Source organism: Geobacillus sp. FSL W8-1251, assembly GCF_038005945.1.
GTDB lineage: Bacteria > Bacillota > Bacilli > Bacillales > Anoxybacillaceae > Geobacillus > Geobacillus stearothermophilus.
The window spans coordinates 2,623,222-2,638,473 of sequence record NZ_JBBOUF010000001.1; the positions used below are offsets into that span (position 1 = coordinate 2,623,222).

The 15,252-nt window shown below is 54.6% G+C and carries 20 protein-coding genes; 14 read left to right on the forward strand and 6 right to left on the reverse strand.

The annotated features are described in order from the left end of the window. The first annotated feature begins 4 nt into the window (after positions 1–4). Genes pstA through phoU form a run of 3 tightly spaced genes read left to right on the forward strand, consistent with a single transcriptional unit; the run spans position 5 to position 2,445 of the window. Entirely contained in the window at positions 5–886 is an 882-nt protein-coding gene (gene pstA / locus NSS88_RS13780) for a phosphate ABC transporter permease PstA (RefSeq protein ID WP_033014634.1), read from the forward strand. A gap of 39 nt (positions 887–925) precedes the next feature. Beyond that, complete coding sequence (pstB, locus tag NSS88_RS13785) at positions 926–1,768, forward strand: phosphate ABC transporter ATP-binding protein PstB (protein ID WP_049625179.1); 843 nt, start codon at positions 926–928, stop codon at positions 1,766–1,768. A gap of 23 nt (positions 1,769–1,791) precedes the next feature. Next, positions 1,792–2,445, forward strand: coding sequence for a phosphate signaling complex protein PhoU (gene phoU / locus NSS88_RS13790; protein ID WP_033014630.1), 654 nt, complete (start codon positions 1,792–1,794; stop codon positions 2,443–2,445). A 52-nt stretch (positions 2,446–2,497) separates the two neighbouring features. On the opposite strand, the gene NSS88_RS13795 is transcribed toward phoU, so the two are convergent. Together NSS88_RS13795 and NSS88_RS13800 are read right to left on the reverse strand one after the other, a co-directional pair. Then, on the reverse strand, positions 2,498–2,932 hold the full coding sequence (locus NSS88_RS13795) for an endolytic transglycosylase MltG (RefSeq protein WP_033014624.1): 435 nt from the start codon (positions 2,930–2,932) through the stop codon (positions 2,498–2,500). Beyond that, positions 2,929–3,270 carry a hypothetical protein gene (locus NSS88_RS13800; protein WP_033010212.1) on the reverse strand — a complete coding sequence of 114 codons (342 nt, stop codon included), beginning with the start codon at positions 3,268–3,270 and terminating at the stop codon, positions 2,929–2,931. The genes NSS88_RS13795 and NSS88_RS13800 overlap by 4 nt, the downstream gene beginning before the upstream one ends. Positions 3,271–3,436: 166 nt before the next feature. Between NSS88_RS13800 and rpmG the strand changes: the two genes are divergently transcribed. From rpmG to NSS88_RS13825, 5 genes are all read left to right on the forward strand, one after another. Continuing rightward, a complete protein-coding gene (gene rpmG, locus NSS88_RS13805; protein ID WP_011231931.1) occupies positions 3,437–3,586 on the forward strand; it encodes a 50S ribosomal protein L33 in 150 nt (49 codons plus the stop codon). Positions 3,587–3,644: 58 nt separating this feature from the next. After that, positions 3,645–4,214, forward strand: coding sequence for a 5-formyltetrahydrofolate cyclo-ligase (locus tag NSS88_RS13810; RefSeq protein ID WP_049625178.1), 570 nt, complete (start codon positions 3,645–3,647; stop codon positions 4,212–4,214). Continuing rightward, entirely contained in the window at positions 4,204–4,980 is a 777-nt protein-coding gene (locus NSS88_RS13815; protein ID WP_049625177.1) for a DUF92 domain-containing protein, read from the forward strand. Before NSS88_RS13810 ends, NSS88_RS13815 begins: the two co-directional genes overlap by 11 nt. A gap of 76 nt (positions 4,981–5,056) precedes the next feature. Then, a complete protein-coding gene (locus tag NSS88_RS13820) occupies positions 5,057–5,233 on the forward strand; it encodes a hypothetical protein (RefSeq protein ID WP_162839640.1) in 177 nt (58 codons plus the stop codon). A 204-nt stretch (positions 5,234–5,437) separates the two neighbouring features. After that, a complete protein-coding gene (locus NSS88_RS13825; protein WP_341085089.1) occupies positions 5,438–6,610 on the forward strand; it encodes a rhomboid family intramembrane serine protease in 1,173 nt (390 codons plus the stop codon). Here NSS88_RS13825 and NSS88_RS13830 read toward each other — a convergent pair. Continuing rightward, entirely contained in the window at positions 6,607–7,476 is an 870-nt protein-coding gene (locus NSS88_RS13830) for a hypothetical protein (RefSeq protein WP_055357995.1), read from the reverse strand. The genes NSS88_RS13825 and NSS88_RS13830 overlap by 4 nt on opposite strands. Positions 7,477–7,601: 125 nt before the next feature. Between NSS88_RS13830 and NSS88_RS13835 the strand changes: the two genes are divergently transcribed. From NSS88_RS13835 to NSS88_RS13850, 4 genes are all read left to right on the forward strand, one after another. Further along, entirely contained in the window at positions 7,602–9,065 is a 1,464-nt protein-coding gene (locus NSS88_RS13835) for a spore germination protein (protein ID WP_055357996.1), read from the forward strand. A 95-nt stretch (positions 9,066–9,160) separates the two neighbouring features. Beyond that, entirely contained in the window at positions 9,161–9,373 is a 213-nt protein-coding gene (locus NSS88_RS13840; RefSeq protein ID WP_033014816.1) for a YqgQ family protein, read from the forward strand. Positions 9,374–9,383: 10 nt separating this feature from the next. Further along, positions 9,384–10,337, forward strand: coding sequence for an ROK family glucokinase (locus tag NSS88_RS13845; protein ID WP_033014814.1), 954 nt, complete (start codon positions 9,384–9,386; stop codon positions 10,335–10,337). A gap of 101 nt (positions 10,338–10,438) precedes the next feature. Further along, on the forward strand, positions 10,439–11,602 hold the full coding sequence (locus NSS88_RS13850) for a M14 family metallopeptidase (protein WP_033014614.1): 1,164 nt from the start codon (positions 10,439–10,441) through the stop codon (positions 11,600–11,602). 101 nt (positions 11,603–11,703) lie between these two features. On the opposite strand, the gene NSS88_RS13855 is transcribed toward NSS88_RS13850, so the two are convergent. Continuing rightward, on the reverse strand, positions 11,704–11,880 hold the full coding sequence (locus tag NSS88_RS13855; RefSeq protein ID WP_033010201.1) for a DUF2759 domain-containing protein: 177 nt from the start codon (positions 11,878–11,880) through the stop codon (positions 11,704–11,706). A 178-nt stretch (positions 11,881–12,058) separates the two neighbouring features. Between NSS88_RS13855 and NSS88_RS13860 the strand changes: the two genes are divergently transcribed. Both NSS88_RS13860 and NSS88_RS13865 read left to right on the forward strand, forming a co-directional pair. Continuing rightward, positions 12,059–12,691, forward strand: coding sequence for an MBL fold metallo-hydrolase (locus NSS88_RS13860; protein WP_049625174.1), 633 nt, complete (start codon positions 12,059–12,061; stop codon positions 12,689–12,691). 239 nt (positions 12,692–12,930) lie between these two features. Next, on the forward strand, positions 12,931–14,058 hold the full coding sequence (locus tag NSS88_RS13865) for a class I SAM-dependent methyltransferase (RefSeq protein ID WP_341085094.1): 1,128 nt from the start codon (positions 12,931–12,933) through the stop codon (positions 14,056–14,058). Between the two features lie 34 nt (positions 14,059–14,092). Here NSS88_RS13865 and NSS88_RS13870 read toward each other — a convergent pair whose 3' ends face one another. Further along, positions 14,093–14,335: a DUF2626 domain-containing protein gene (locus tag NSS88_RS13870; protein WP_033010198.1), complete on the reverse strand. Its 243-nt coding sequence runs from the start codon at positions 14,333–14,335 to the stop codon at positions 14,093–14,095. A gap of 156 nt (positions 14,336–14,491) precedes the next feature. Further along, complete coding sequence (locus tag NSS88_RS13875) at positions 14,492–15,190, reverse strand: helix-turn-helix transcriptional regulator (protein WP_011231918.1); 699 nt, start codon at positions 15,188–15,190, stop codon at positions 14,492–14,494. Positions 15,191–15,252 lie beyond the last annotated feature (62 nt).

Consider the following 15,252-nt stretch of genomic DNA (forward strand, 5'->3'; position numbering starts at 1 on the left):
ACACATGGAAAACAAATTGGACAAACCGCTCGTTTGGAGACGAATGAAAGGAAGGCTGGTGCAAAACGCCGTCTTGCAAGCCATTTTTTTTGCTGCTACGATTTTTGGACTCATTGTTCTCGCATTATTATTATCCCGTGTCATCATGCAGGCGATCGGCTGGCTCGATGGTGATTTCTTAAACAGCTTTCCTTCGCGCCGTCCGGAGGAAGCTGGGATTAAATCCGGACTGGTTGGCTCCCTTTGGCTGATGATGATTGTCGCACCGGTTTCGTTTATTTTGGGGGTTGGGACGGCCATTTATTTGGAAGAATACGCGCGCAAAAACCGTTTCACCGCGTTGATTCAAACGAATATTTCCAATCTGGCCGGCGTGCCGTCGATCGTGTTTGGCCTGCTGGGGCTTACGGTTTTTGTCCGTGAGCTTGGGCTTGGGCGCAGTGTCTTGGCGGCCGGGTTGACGATGAGCTTGCTCATTCTTCCAGTGATCGTCGTCGCGGCCCAAGAAGCGATTCGTGCGGTTCCTCAGCAGCTGCGGGAAGCGTCGTATGCCATGGGGGCGACGAAATGGCAAACGATTTGTCGGGTGGTGTTGCCGGCGGCGCTGCCGGGAATGCTGACGGGGGCCATTTTGGCATTTTCCCGCGCTATTGGGGAGACAGCTCCGCTTGTGGTGCTCGGCATCCCGACGTTTATCGCCTACCTGCCGGGCAGCGTACTTGATACGTTTACCGCTATGCCGTTGCAAATTTACAACTGGACAGGGCGGCCGCAAGAGGAGTTTCAGCATGTAGCGGCTGCCGGGATTATCGTCCTGCTCGTCTTTTTAATTTTGATGAATTCGGTCGCGGTATTGATTCGCAACAAGTTTCAAAAGCGGTTTTAACGCAAAAATTTCGGGGAAGAGCGAAAGGAGACCAATCAGATGATGGCAACAAACACAAAGAAAACAAAACTCTCACCGTTGGTCGAATCGTCTGCGGCAACGCCGGCGGTCGAAGATGTTGCAACAAAAGGCGTTGTGTACGAGACAACAGATTTAAACTTATGGTATGGTGAACATCATGCGCTGAAGCACATTCATTTAACAATTTATGAAAATGAGGTGACGGCAATTATCGGGCCGTCAGGATGTGGAAAATCGACCTATATTAAAACGTTGAACCGAATGGTCGAGCTCGTGCCGAACGTCCGCATTGCCGGCCAGCTCGTCTACCGCGGGCGCAACATTTTTGACCCTTCCTATCCGGTTGAACAATTGCGGACACAAGTCGGCATGGTGTTTCAAAAGCCGAACCCGTTCCCGAAATCGATTTACGACAATATTGCGTACGGTCCTCGCATTCATGGCATCCGCAATAAAAAAGTGCTCGACGAAATTGTCGAAAAAAGTTTGCGAGGGGCGGCGCTTTGGGATGAGGTAAAAGATCGGCTGCACGATCATGCCTACGGGTTATCAGGCGGACAGCAGCAGCGATTGTGCATCGCCCGCTGTTTGGCGATTGAGCCGGACGTTATTTTAATGGATGAACCGACGTCTGCGCTCGATCCGATTTCCACGTTGAAAATCGAGGAACTTATTCAAGAATTGAAAAAACAATACAGCATCATTATTGTGACCCATAACATGCAGCAAGCGGCCCGCATTTCGGACAAAACAGCGTTTTTCTTGAACGGAGAAGTGATTGAATACGCAGAGACGAACAAGCTGTTTTCCAATCCGGCCGACCAGCGTACAGAAGACTACATTACCGGTCGTTTCGGATAAAAAACAAGGGAGGAAAGCCTGAAATGCGTGAAACGTTTGCTGATGACTTGCGAGCGCTGCACAACAAGCTGGTTGAGATGGGGCGGTTAACAGAAGTGGCATTGCAACAGGCGATTGACGCGTTTCAAACACAAAACAAACATTTGGCGATGGCCGTCATTGATGGAGACGGCTCGATTGACAAGCTCGAAGAAGAAGTGAACGACTTTGCGTTGTGGCTCATTGCGAAACAGCAGCCGGTCGCGACCGACTTGCGCCGCATCATCGCCGCGATCAAAATCGCGGGCGATATCGAGCGGATCGCCGATTTGGCCGTTAATGTCGCCAAGGCGTGCATCCGCATCGGCGGCGAGCCGTTCGTCATCGACATCCGCTCGCTAGTGTCGATGCACCAATTGGCGGCAGACATGGTATCGGCGGCTATGACGGCGTACGATCGGGAAGATGCATCGCTGGCTGCACAAATTGCCGATATGGATCGTCAGGTTGACGAGCGGTACGGGGAGATGATGAGAGCGCTGCTTGAGATGGAGAAAACAGATAAAGAGGCGCTGGCGCAAATGAACGTGCTGGCTCTCGTCGCCCGGTATATTGAACGGACGGCGGATCATGCGACCAATATCGCCGAGCATCTCCTTTATCTCGTCAAAGGGAAGCATTATGATTTGAATGATTGATGCAAATACAAAGAAGGAGGCAGTCTTTTCATCATTTGCCTCCTTCTTTCCGTTATGGTTTAGCAATCAAGCGGCTGATCGCCGCATAATCCATATCGCTTCGCACGTTATAGGCGCCGGGGCGGATCGAGCGCGTCAGCCCGTGCTGTTGCAAATACTCGCGAAACGTGCGAGCGCTTTGAATAATGCCGGCATCCTCAAGCTCTTTGGCGAACGTTTCCGGAGTGTCGCCTTTTTGGATGACAAGGCGGTATATGTATACTGTTTTCGCCGGTTGCGCAGCCGGCTGTTCAGCCGACGTTTGCCGGCCGCGGCGAAGTTGATCGTATTCGCTTTTCGCAATGGCAACAAGCCCGCGTTGTTCGAGAAACGCTTGCACTTCCGCTTCCGTCGGCGCATCGGGGGCGGAATGATAATACGAGACGCCGATGAATGACGTGGCAACAAGCAGGCCGAGAGCAAAGGCGCGCATCGTCCGTTTCTTCATCGCAGCAATCTCCTCACGATCCGCTCGACCTCGGCAACCGTCAAACCGGTCTCTTGCGCAATCTCTTCGAGCGGAAATCCTTGTTTATGCAAAAAGAAGATGCGCCGCTCGGTGTCGGAAAAAGGACCGCGGCGGGGCGGGCGCCGGCGCTCAGGGATGAGCAGTTCCTCCTCGATGACTTGCAGCCGTTTTTTCATTTGATACGTTTCTTGCGCCAACGAGACAGCCAGCTGGTCAATTTGTTCTTCAAGCGGCTTCCATTCGTCTTTGGCGAAAAAGGAAAGGACAAGCAAAAGAATCGATAAGGCCGCCAAGGCGATGATCGTGTATTCTACCATCATGAATCCCTCCTCTTTTCACTATATCATATCGCATTCTATTTGTGGCCGGTCTTGTGGAAAAAGATAAAATGGAGGGAAATAAAATTTAGAGGTGGAAATCGTCGCAGAAAAATGCTATCATAGAAAGGTCTGATTATATAAAGCACGTTTGGAGGGAAAAAGGATGCGTGTGAACATTACACTGGCATGCACAGAATGCGGCGAACGCAACTATATTACGTCCAAAAATAAACGCAACAACCCGGAACGTCTTGAACTGAAAAAATATTGCCCGCGGGACCGCAAAGTTACGTTGCACCGCGAAACGAAGTAAGCAGTAGGAACGCCATTCCTGCTGCTTTTTTATCTTTCGGGCAGAAAGGGGAGCGACGATGGACCGCAAACGGGAACTGCGCCGTCATATGCTCAGCCGGCTTCGGCAGCTTCCGGCGCCTGAAAAACGAGTTTGCGACCGGCAAATTGCCGGTTATTTATATCAATGGACGCCGTGGAAACAAACCCGGGCGATCGCCATCACGGTGGCGCGGGAGACGGAAGTGGATACGGCGCCGATCATTGAACAAGCTTGGAGGGAAGGAAAAAAAGTCGGCGTGCCAAAATGCGACCCAGCGGCGAAAACGATGACGTTTCGGCGGATCGTGTCGTTTGCCCAGCTTGAAGAGGCGTATGCCGGGCTGCTTGAGCCGATCGAGGAACAAACGACGGCGATGGATCGCGAGGAGTTTGATCTCATTATTGTTCCAGGAGTGTGTTTTGCCAAAAATGGCTTTCGGATCGGCTACGGCGGCGGGTATTATGACCGGTACTTGCCGGGGGCGGCGGCAGTGACGGCGGCGCTTGCCTATTCGTTTCAAGTGGTGGACGACATCCCAGCAGAAGAACATGACGTGCCGGTAGAGTTCATTATTACCGATAAAGGGGTCATTCGCTGTGAGCGGTGAATGGGCGTATATTGCTGCATCCGCCATCGCAGCCGGCGGCGGGTGGCTACTGCGCTTGCTGTCCGTCTCGGGAGCGGCGGCGACCGTTGTTGTCGGCGCCTTGGTTGGGTATGGTTTTTCATGGAGCGGGCTATGGTTGCTGGGATTATTTTTTGCCAGCTCCAGCTTTTTCAGCCATATCGGAAGGCGGAAAAAGGAGAAACTCGCCGAAAAGGTGGCAAAAGGGGGGCGGCGTGATGCGGTCCAAGTGCTGGCCAACGGTGGAGTGCCGGCTGCGCTCGGACTGCTGGCGGCGCTGCTCCCTGACCCGGTTTGGAACGAGCTGTTCGTCGTCGCGGTCGCGGCGGCGAACGCCGATACATGGGCGTCGGAAATCGGTGCCTTGAGCCGGCGTCCGCCGCGGACATGGCCGAGTTTTCAGCCGGTCGAGGCCGGCACTTCCGGAGCGGTGACGCTCCTTGGCACGGCCGCTTCCCTTGCTGGGGCGCTGTTCATCGCCGCCAGCGGCGCGTTGCTCCTTCCCGCTGCACCGTGGCTCCCCCTTGCACTGTTCGGCTGGTTTGGCAGCTGGCTGGATACATGGCTTGGCGCCGCCTGGCAGACCGTTTACCGCTGTCCGGTATGCGGGATCGCCACCGAGCGAAAACAGCATTGCGGTCGGATGACCGTTCAGGTGAAAGGATGGCGCTGGCTTGACAACGATGCCGTCAACGTCTTGTCGGCTGCCGGTGCGGTGCTTGCCGCCGCCCTTGTGCTGGGGCGTTAGGCCGTCTGCTTCATAATTAAGGGGAAAAAGGGAAAAAGAATAACGAGCATGTCATATTGATGAAGGGGGAACACCAATGAACAAATGGTCGTACTCGCTGTTGGCGGTCGCAGCCGGATGGCTCACCTATCGTTATCGTTACCGAATGGCTGACTGGGCGTTGCGCATTCCGCCGTTGCGAAAGCAGCTTGTTCGCTTTGCGCTCAACATTCCGGCGGTGCGCAACGCGGTTGTGTCGCAAATGTTGCGCTAGAGAGGCGGTGGCCGGCTGGCCGTTTTATGATGCCGCGAACGGGAAGCTGGCCACCCTTATCGTCGATTTCAAAGCGGGCGGGTGGAAAAAGCGCGCCTGGGGCGGGAACGGCACAGCCTCCCTCTGGCTTGCGCTGGATCATCCAGACAGCCGGAGCTTTGCTGTCCGCCGGGTTCGGCCTGCTGGAGAAAGGGAGAGGAGAACATGGTTGGAACGATGGATGTATTGTTTTGGCAGCTTGTTCATCTTTTGCTTCGCGGCGGTTACCGCATCGCGCGGATGGCCGAACGCGGGGATGAAGTATGGCTCGAATCGGCCCGCTGGCGGCGGCCGACACTCATCCGCCTCGTCCGCGCCGATTTCGACTGGAGTCGGTCGCTGCGTCTTGATATGGAATATACGTGGCAATTCATTCGGCGGATGGACGGACGGGCAATCGGCAGAGGAGGCCGGGTTGTCAACGTATACATCATGGCGTATCCGCCGGTTGATGACTGGGAGTTTCTCATTGACGAACCGCTGCCGCTTTTAGGGACGGGCGATGGCGCGTTTCATACGCTTCTCATTCATAGCGGCAACATCAATGACATGCTGCCGCGGCTCGAGGAGATGACCGGGGCGACGCTCCGCCCGGCTCCATCTGCGGAAGAGGAAGACCCGTTCGCCGCCGCCGAGCGTTTCAAACATCAAGTGCTGACGGAATGGCGCCGCCAACGGGAGGAAGAGCGGCGCATTTTTGAATACGGCAGGCCGGTGTTCACTTGGCTGCTGATGATCGTGCAAGTCGCTATGTTTTTTGTTCTCGAGTGGAGCGGCGGCAGCACGGACCCCAACGTCTTGATCCGGTATGGCGCCAAATTCAATCCGCTCATTGAGGCGGGGGAATGGTGGCGATTTTTGACGCCGATGTTTTTGCATATCGGGTTTTTGCATTTGTTGACGAACACGTTTGCGCTGTATTATTTAGGGACGACGACAGAGCGGTTGTACGGTTCGCTTCGCTTTTTGATCATTTATGCAACGGCTGGTTTTTTCGGAACGCTGTCGAGCTTTTTGTTCACTCCATCGATTTCGGCCGGGGCGTCCGGCGCCATTTTCGGATTGTTTGGGGCACTTCTTTATTTTGGGACGGTTTACCGGCATCTATTTTTTCGGACGATGGGCATGAACGTAATCAGCTTAATCGTCGTCAACCTGCTGTTTGGCCTGCTTGTTCCCGGCATTGACAACGCCGGCCATATCGGCGGGCTTGTCGGCGGCTTTCTGGCAGCGGGTGCTGTCCATTTGCCGAAGCAGACCGCTTCGGGACGGCAGGCCGGCGCATTGGCCGCCGCGTTGTTATTGGCAGCGTCCGGCTTATGGCTTGGTTTCCGCTAAGGAACTTGGATGAGCATGACTTTGTCTCCATTTTTCGCTTCAAGCAAAACAAGGATTTGACCGTAATCTTTCCGGATCAAAATAAGCGGCACCGTGCTGCCGATCGGCGAGAGGATGGAGCCATCCTCTTTTTTTATGCCGAGAACGTACGACTTATAGATCCCCTCCCATAGGCGGCCGATGATCGTCTGTGTTTTTGTCATCGACAAGCCGGGCAGCGGTTGTTCCGTATAAGCGACAAGCTCCGGCAAATAAAGGGCGTAGTAGTCTTCTTTCGATAGCGAAAAATGGGAAAGCAGCTCGTCCGCCTTATGGCGGAGAAATTCGTTCGTTGCCTTGTTCAAGACGCGCTGCCATTCGCGCTCGGCGTCCGTTTTCGGCCGGCGGAATGATGCGAGCGGATGGTATGGCGAGTCGATGACATACAAATACGCGCTTGACATCGTTTGGCTGCTTGTGATCGTTTCGCCCTTGTGCAGTTCACCATGATGGAACGAAATGGCTTGGAAAAAACGGCTGTCATGCATAATTGCTGTTTTTTCCATGGCGATCGTTCCGGTGTTCGTCTCCCATCGGGACAATACATCAACCAATCGGCCGTCAGCAAACAGCAATGAAACGTCTTGCCGCAAATAGGCGCGGCGGTTCAGCGTGGAGACAGTGGACCAACGCAGCGAATAGCGCCCGCGCTCTTTGTTTGTTGCAATCGCAAGAGTGGTTTTCGCTTCGGTAAACACCGTCTCGCGGTCAAGCGGGAAAAATTTAATCGTTTCCTCGGTGCGCTGACGCTCCCACCACGAAAACAGCGCAGCTATAGCGGCGAGAAAAAACGCTGCTCCTACGGCGGCCAACAACCATCGTCTCATGGCATCCTCCCTGAGCGGACAAGTTTCTACCAATATATGCATAGAAAGGGACATTTATGTATGAATTTCCTGCTGGTTGTCTATGATGGGGAGTATACAGTAACACGAGATGCAGGGGGATGGCGATGGACAAACGTGTGCCGAAACGGCCAGCTTCATGCCGTCTCCAAGACAATGCGGCTTACTTAGCCGAGCGGCTTGGGGTCGGCAAAAGCTTTGATGTCATCCGCCTCGACGTCGAGTATGGCGGCCGGGCGATGGCATTGTTTATGATTGACGGGTTTGTGAAAGACGATATTTTGCATTATTTAATGAGAAATTTGTCCCATCTAGACGAGGGCGAACTGGACGCTGATCCGCTCGAAAAACTGTTAAAAAGGCATCTTCCTTATGTAGAAATCGGGCAAACGAACGATCTCGAGGAGGCGGTCGCCGCCGTGCTTTCCGGACCGACGGCACTCGTCGTTGATGGCGTGGATCGCATCCTTTTAATTGACGCCCGCACCTATCCAGTGCGCGGCCCGCAGGAGCCGGACACTGAGCGGGTAGTGCGCGGGGCGCGCGACGGGTTTGTGGAAACGATCATCTTTAATACGGCTCTCATTCGCCGCCGCGTCCGCGACCCGTCGCTGCGGATGGAGTATGTACAGGTGGCGCGCCGCTCGAAAACGGACATTTGCATTTGCTATATTGAAGAAATTGCCAACCCGGAACTTGTCCGCCGCGTCCGGCAGTCGATTTCCGCCATCGATACGGACGGGCTCGTGATGGCGGAAAAGACGGTTGAAGAGTTTATTTCCGGGCGGCATTGGAACCCGTACCCGGTCATTCGTTATACGGAGCGTCCTGATACGGCGGCCGCCCATTTGTACGAAGGGCATGTGCTCGTCATCGTTGACGGGTCGCCAAGCGTCATTATCACCCCGGCAACGTTTTGGCATCATTTGCAGCATGCCGAAGAATACCGGAACAAGCCGATCGTCGGGGCGTATTTGCGGCTCGTTCGCTTTTTGGCTGTCTGGGCGTCGGTGTTTTTGTTGCCGCTTTGGTATTTATTGATGACGGAGCCGGAACTGCTGCCGGGGCCGCTGCAGTTTTTAGGAAAGGCGAAATTAGGCGATATTCCGCTTTTTGCTCAAATTTTGATGATCGAAATCGGCATGGATATGCTGCGAATGGCCGCCATTCATACGCCGTCCTCGCTGGCGACAGCGCTCGGTTTGGTGGCGGCGCTTATGATCGGCGGCATTGCCGTGGAGGTCGGCCTCTTTTCCAACGAAGTGATTTTATATTTCTCGGTTGCCGCCATCGGCACGTTTGCGACGCCAAGCTATGAGATGAGCTTGGCGAACCGGCTCGTCCGCATTGCTTTGCTCATTTTGTCGGGCCTGTTCGGCCTGTACGGCTATGTGCTCGGCCTTACCGTTTGGATCATCTCCTTGGCCCGGATGTCGTCGTTTGGCATCCCGTATTTATGGCCGTTTATTCCGTTTTCTTATCGGGCGATGCGCGATGTGCTCATCCGCTCGCCGATGCCGCTGAAAAACCGGCGACCGGCGATTCTTCACCCGCGCGACCCTGACCGCTGACGCAGGTGCTGATTTTTAGCGCCTGCGTTTTTTGTCTTGACGGCTGCGGATATTTGCCGATACACTAAAAAGGGAGAAAAGGAGAATCGATGACGATGAAGACAGTATACGATGTGCAACAGCTGCTCAAACAGTTTGGCACGATCATTTATGTCGGCGACCGGATCGCCGATTTGGAGCTGATGGAGGAGGAAGTGAAAGAGCTGTACGAGTCTCAGCTCATCGATGTCAAACAATTGCAGGCTGCGTTATTTGTTTTGCGGCAGGAAGCGCAAATCGAGCGGGAAAAACGAATGAGAAAAGGATGAGGGAATGGCGATGGAACAATGGTTGGTAGGCATCGATCTTGGCGGCACGACGACGAAGATGGCGTTTATTACAGAAGACGGAATTATTGTACACAAATGGGAAATTCCAACAGACACGTCCAACCGCGGCGAACGGATCGTCGCCCATATCGCCCGGTCGTTGGATGAAACGCTCGCCCGGCTTGGCGGAACGAAAGAACAGCTGCTCGCCATCGGAATCGGCGCCCCCGGGCCGGTTCAGGAAGAAACAGGAATGCTGTATGAAGCGGTCAATCTAGGATGGAAACACTACCCCTTAAAACGACAGCTCGAAGAAGAGACAGGGCTGCCGGTGGCCGTCGACAATGACGCGAATATCGCCGCCCTCGGCGAAATGTGGAAAGGGGCCGGGGGAGGGGCGCGCCATTTGCTGTTTGTGACGCTCGGCACCGGCGTTGGCGGCGGCGTAATCGCCAACGGGGCCATCGTGCGCGGGACGAACGGCGCCGGTGGAGAAATCGGCCATATGACGATGGTTGCAGACGGCGGCGCGCCGTGCAACTGCGGCAAAACGGGCTGTTTGGAAACGATTGCGTCGGCGACCGGCATTGTGCGGATTGCCGGCGAAAAGCTGGCTGCCAGCGAGCGTCCGAGCGCGCTCCGCGGCGGCGATGTCACCGCCAAAGCTGTGTTTGACGCCGCCAAAACGGGGGATGCGCTCGCGCTTGAGGTTGTTGAGGAGGTGACGCGCTATCTCGGTTTGGCGTTGGCGAATGCGGCTAATGTGACCAATCCGGAGAAAATTGTGATCGGCGGCGGTGTCTCGAAGGCGGGGGCACTGCTCGTTGAGCATGTCGCCGCCCATTTCCGCCGCTATGCTTTTCCGCGTGTCGCCGCCGGAGCGGAGATCGTGCTGGCAACGCTCGGCAATGACGCCGGAGTCATCGGCGGCGCCTGGTTGGCGAAATCGCTCATCGGCGCCTAAACCGAAACGGCTTGCTCCCTTGCTGGAGCAAGCCGTTGTTTTCATTTTTTGGCGCCTGCCGCATATGTTGAAGGTAGAAGAAAGGGAAGGGGAGATGGCGCATGCGCGTCCAAGCATGGCCTGGCGATACGCTTGAAAAATACGGGCAATGGTTTTCAGTGCCGACGGAGTTGATTGTAGACGCCAATCCACATGTCGACAAAGGAAGGCTGCGTCCCGGACAGACAGTCGCTATTCCGGGATATGGCGTCATCGAGTCATGGGAAACACTCTCCCGCAGTCTATCGCTGCCGATCGAGGCGTTGCGGCGGATGCCGGGGGCGATGGCGGTCATTGACGGAACAGCGCCGCTGCCTATGCGGATCGCCGCTCCTGTCGTTCGCAGCGTCCGGCCGTACGATTTTGCCGCTTTGACGGAGGATATTGACGCGATCGTCCGCCATTACCCGTTTGTGCGCCAGCGGACGATCGGATACAGCGTGCTCGGTTTGCCGCTTGTTGAGCTGCAAATCGGCCGCGGCCCGGTGCGCGTCCATATGAACGGATCGTTCCATGCCAACGAATGGATTACAACGGCAGTATTAATGGCGCTCATCGACGACTATGTGCGGGCGCTTGTCAATGACGACATGTTGGCCGGCCGCCGGGTTCTCGAGTATTACCATAAAACGACTCTTTCCGTCGTGCCGATGGTCAATCCCGATGGCGTCAATCTTGTGTTGAACGGTCCTCCCGAGAAGGAGCCGCACCGGAGTGAAGCCATCCGCATTAACGGTGGGGCCGCTGATTTTTCCCAGTGGAAAGCGAACATTCGTGGCATCGACTTAAACAACCAGTTTCCGGCCCGCTGGGAAATTGAACAGGCACGCAAACCGCCAAAGGGACCGGCGCCGCGTGATTTTCCCGGCTTCGCCCCGCTCACCGAGCCGGAGGCGAAAGCGATGGCAGCGCTGGCTGAAGAAGGGGATTTTGCAATGGTTGTTGCGTTTCATACACAAGGAAAGGAGATTTATTGGGGGTACGAAGGATTGGAGCCGCCAGAAGCGGAGGCGGCCGTCAAGGCGATGGCCGAAGCGAGCGGATACCAAGCGATTCGCTATATTGACAGCCACGCCGGCTACCGCGACTGGTTCATTCAGACATGGCGGCGCAGAGGCTATACGGTCGAACTCGGAGAAGGGGTCAACCCGCTACCGCTCTCGCAATTTGCGCAAATATACCGCGACAGCCTCGGTTTGTTTTTGGCTGCGCTCGAAATGGCTTGAAGGCGGCGTTTGCGGAGAAATGCCGCATGGGCTGCCAATTGCATCGCAATGCTCTGAAAGGTGTGAAAAAACGCAAGAGGCTCCGTCCGCCTCTTGCGTTTTCAGTGTGTGCCTGTCGGAATGCCGTGGTGCAAAATCGTCATCACTGTAAACCAGCCGAAAACCGCCGCTGTGCCAAGCCCAAATAAAAATCCGAGCACATTTTTCTCGCGCAGCGTGCGGAGCATGCCGTAAAGGGCGAGCAACGTCACGAGCGCAAAAATAATGACTGTACCCATCCGTTTTACCCCCTTGTGAAACAGTATGTACAAGCGAGCTCATTCTTTTTCATTGTAATCTTTTTTTTTTCTTTTGTCGAGGTCTGTTCCGCATTTGCATGTTTCTCTTTCATCGGCGGGAGAAAAACGGTAAAATAAGGATAACGCTGACCATGCCAACGATAAGGAGGAGACGGTGATGGAATGGACGCGCATTCCTGTCGGCCCGATTCAGGCGAACGCCTACTTGTTGTCGGCCGCGGACGGTGCATGTGTCATCATTGACCCTGGAGCGGAAGGAGCAACGATCGTGCGCCGAATTGAAGAAAAGAAATTGACCCCGCTGGCGATTTTGCTGACGCATGCCCATTTTGACCATATCGGCGGCATTTCTGATGTGCTCGCCCGCTGGGATATTCCCGTGTATGTGCATGAAAACGAAAAATCATGGCTGCAAGATCCGGCGCTCAACGGTTCACTTTATTTCGGCGGTCCGGTCGTTGTCCGTTGCGAGCCGACATGCCTTACAGGGCGGACGACGTTGACGATCGGTCCGTTTGTGTTTGACGTGCGGGAAACGCCTGGCCATTCGCCGGGCAGCGTCTCGTATTACTGTGAAGCCGCGCAGCTCGTATTTTCAGGCGATGCGCTGTTTGCCGGCAGCATCGGGCGCACCGATTTGCCGGGCGGCAACCACCAGCAGCTGTTGGCAAGCATTCACCGCAAGCTGTTGACGCTGCCTGAAGAGACGTTGGTTTTGTCCGGGCATGGACCGGAGACGACGATCGGCATGGAAATGGACACCAATCCATTTTTGCACGGGTTTTCTTGATTTCCCGGCAGCCGCCGCACGGCAGGGCTTCCGGAGAGGACATGGAAACAGGCAGACAGGCGTCTGCCTGTGAAGCCTGCAAAATAAAAAACCCCTCTCAGCCGCGCCAAGAAGGGTTTTTGGGGGATGTTCTATCCATAATAATGGGAGGGGATATAGTTAAGCTACTACTGTAATCATATACCATTGTTCTCACTATGTCAATAGTAAAAATAAAAAATTTAAGGAAGGAAACCATCATGGGACAACTGTACGAACAAATTGCCGCGGCGTCGGGAGGGCGGGTGTCATACGCCGATTATATGAACATGGCGCTTTATGACGCACAGGCGGGCTATTATATGCGCGAGCGGACGAAAATCGGCAGGAAGGGAGATTTCATTACGAACAGCTCGTTCGCTGCCGTATTCGGAAAAGCGCTTGCTTCGTTTTTCATTCGGATTGTCGAGCGGGGCGGCCTGCCGCCGGCGATTTGCGAGTGGGGGGGCGGGGATGGACGTTTGGCGCTGGCGATATTGGAAGAATGGGAGAAAAAAAGCCCTGATACATACCGTGAGCTGTCGTATACGATCATCGATCAAAGCCTGTTCCACCGTCAAAGGCAGCGGGAAACGCTTCGCGCGGCTGCCGATAAAGTGGAGCAATATGACAACGTCTCCCGCTGGCTCGCCGAGCGTGGGCCGTTTTCTGGGATCGTATTCAGCAATGAATTTTTTGACGCACTCCCGGTTCATGTGATTGCAAAGGAACAAGGGATTCTTTATGAATGTTTCGTCGCCGCCCGTGACGGTCGGCTCGTCGAGGAAAAGGAGCCGCTTTGCAATTTGGATATTGCTCGCTACTTGGCTGAGCGCGGCCTCTCGCTTGCCGAAGAGCAGCGCTTGGAAGTGCCGCTCGCGGCAAGATCATTTTGGCTTGACATCGGGCCGCAGTTTCGCCAGGCGGTGATGGTGACGATTGATTATGGTTATACGGACGAACAGCTGCGGGCGCCGGCGCGGCGGCACGGCAGCTTGCGGGGTTATTTCCGCCATCGGCTCGTCCCCGACCCGCTTCACCGTCCTGGGGAGATGGATTTGACGGCCCATGTACAGTGGGATGCCATCCGCTTGTACGCCCGGCAGACCGGGTGGGAGGAGGTGGCGTTTCTCCGCCAAGATCGGTTTTTGCTTGCTGCCGGTCTCTTGGACGAATGGGCAGTTTCCAAAAGCGCGGAGTTGTTTGCCCCGCCGAGCCGGGAAGACCGGATGCTTCGCGCGTTGGTCGCCGATGACGGCATCAGCCGTTTTTTCGATGTGCTCATCGGACAAAAAGGCGTGAAGCTTCCCATCCCGGACATTTGGGCGGCGCCGGAATTTTTGCCATAAAGACAAACAGGCAGAGAACGGGCTCTGCCTGTTTTCATTCGCCCATGCCGGGCACCATCATGAACGTCGTCCAGTATGTAAAAGCGGCAAAGAAAATCGTCAAATACGCCCCGAAAATGTAAATGTACATTCGCTCGGTCAGTTTCAAAAAGCCGACGAAAAGGAAAAACACGGTTTGGCCAAAGAAGATGAGCGATGTCGTATGCATATGGCCAAGATAAAACATGACGGCAAAAATGCCAGTCCAAAAAGCCAAGACGCGGAACATGCGATCCATTATGTATCCCTCCTTTTTGAGCAATCCATTGGTCTTTACTTATTATAATGTACAATGATTGGGAATGTAAATAACGCTTTCGGACAAGTGGTAAGAAATGATGCCAATGCCGGCCGTTGCTTGCTTCAGACAAAAAAGAAGGAAGGAGGGACGCTGTCACGGACGGATGATGGTGCGGTAGGCGCAGCGGTGGCTGCCTTCCATCATATTTTCCGTTTCCGTTACTTCAGCACCGGCAAACAGCGTCTCGACCATTCCCTCCAAAAAAGCGTGGTGCATGCCGCAGACGGTATCAGGTGCTTGCGCGGCGATTTCTTTGAACGGGCAGTTGAAAATATCGAGGTATAGCACTCCTTTTTCTTCATCATAGTGCAATTGCGGCAAAAATCCAGCCGCTTCGGCCGCCTCTTCCATTATGGCGATTTTGTCCGCCATGGTGAGCGCGCTCGCTGTGCCGTTATGCGGCAAACGGCTGGCGATGAGCTCACGGCCGAACCGCTTTCCTGTTTCACGCAACGCCTCGCTTCCAATGGGACCGAGTTTGGCCATCGTTTGAATGGCGATGCGGGCGAGGAGTTGATAATCGCGGAACGGAAAATACAGCCCGATCACTTCGTCGGACAGGCGGTACAGCCGGCTCGGCCGCCCGCCTTTTCCCGTTTTTTGCGTATCCGATACGACCATGCGAACGTCTTCAAGCTTCGTTAAATGCAAGCGGGCAACGTTTGGATGGATATGAAATTTTTCTGCGATTTCTTGAACAGAAACTTCGCGATGCACTTTTGCCATATATTCATAAATATGAAATCTTGTCGGGTCAGACAATACGCTTGTGATTTTCAGCGTTTGTTCCATTGGTTTCCCTCCTAAATGAATCATTGATATGGTTATTATAATGAAATCGTCCAAAGCGAGGA

What these genes read in the sequence shown, in the direction of transcription:
- pstA (WP_033014634.1), top strand. Translation starts at nt 5, where the DNA reads ATGGAAAACAAATTGGACAAACCGCTCGTTTGGAGACGAATGAAAGGA.
- pstB (WP_049625179.1), top strand. Translation starts at nt 926, where the DNA reads ATGATGGCAACAAACACAAAGAAAACAAAACTCTCACCGTTGGTCGAA.
- phoU (WP_033014630.1), top strand. Translation starts at nt 1,792, where the DNA reads ATGCGTGAAACGTTTGCTGATGACTTGCGAGCGCTGCACAACAAGCTG.
- NSS88_RS13795 (WP_033014624.1), bottom strand. Translation starts at nt 2,932, where the DNA reads ATGAAGAAACGGACGATGCGCGCCTTTGCTCTCGGCCTGCTTGTTGCC.
- NSS88_RS13800 (WP_033010212.1), bottom strand. Translation starts at nt 3,270, where the DNA reads ATGGTAGAATACACGATCATCGCCTTGGCGGCCTTATCGATTCTTTTG.
- rpmG (WP_011231931.1), top strand. Translation starts at nt 3,437, where the DNA reads ATGCGTGTGAACATTACACTGGCATGCACAGAATGCGGCGAACGCAAC.
- NSS88_RS13810 (WP_049625178.1), top strand. Translation starts at nt 3,645, where the DNA reads ATGGACCGCAAACGGGAACTGCGCCGTCATATGCTCAGCCGGCTTCGG.
- NSS88_RS13820 (WP_162839640.1), top strand. Translation starts at nt 5,057, where the DNA reads ATGAACAAATGGTCGTACTCGCTGTTGGCGGTCGCAGCCGGATGGCTC.
- NSS88_RS13825 (WP_341085089.1), top strand. Translation starts at nt 5,438, where the DNA reads ATGGTTGGAACGATGGATGTATTGTTTTGGCAGCTTGTTCATCTTTTG.
- NSS88_RS13830 (WP_055357995.1), bottom strand. Translation starts at nt 7,476, where the DNA reads ATGAGACGATGGTTGTTGGCCGCCGTAGGAGCAGCGTTTTTTCTCGCC.
- NSS88_RS13835 (WP_055357996.1), top strand. Translation starts at nt 7,602, where the DNA reads ATGGACAAACGTGTGCCGAAACGGCCAGCTTCATGCCGTCTCCAAGAC.
- NSS88_RS13840 (WP_033014816.1), top strand. Translation starts at nt 9,161, where the DNA reads ATGAAGACAGTATACGATGTGCAACAGCTGCTCAAACAGTTTGGCACG.
- NSS88_RS13845 (WP_033014814.1), top strand. Translation starts at nt 9,384, where the DNA reads ATGGAACAATGGTTGGTAGGCATCGATCTTGGCGGCACGACGACGAAG.
- NSS88_RS13850 (WP_033014614.1), top strand. Translation starts at nt 10,439, where the DNA reads ATGCGCGTCCAAGCATGGCCTGGCGATACGCTTGAAAAATACGGGCAA.
- NSS88_RS13855 (WP_033010201.1), bottom strand. Translation starts at nt 11,880, where the DNA reads ATGGGTACAGTCATTATTTTTGCGCTCGTGACGTTGCTCGCCCTTTAC.
- NSS88_RS13860 (WP_049625174.1), top strand. Translation starts at nt 12,059, where the DNA reads ATGGAATGGACGCGCATTCCTGTCGGCCCGATTCAGGCGAACGCCTAC.
- NSS88_RS13865 (WP_341085094.1), top strand. Translation starts at nt 12,931, where the DNA reads ATGGGACAACTGTACGAACAAATTGCCGCGGCGTCGGGAGGGCGGGTG.
- NSS88_RS13870 (WP_033010198.1), bottom strand. Translation starts at nt 14,335, where the DNA reads ATGGATCGCATGTTCCGCGTCTTGGCTTTTTGGACTGGCATTTTTGCC.
- NSS88_RS13875 (WP_011231918.1), bottom strand. Translation starts at nt 15,190, where the DNA reads ATGGAACAAACGCTGAAAATCACAAGCGTATTGTCTGACCCGACAAGA.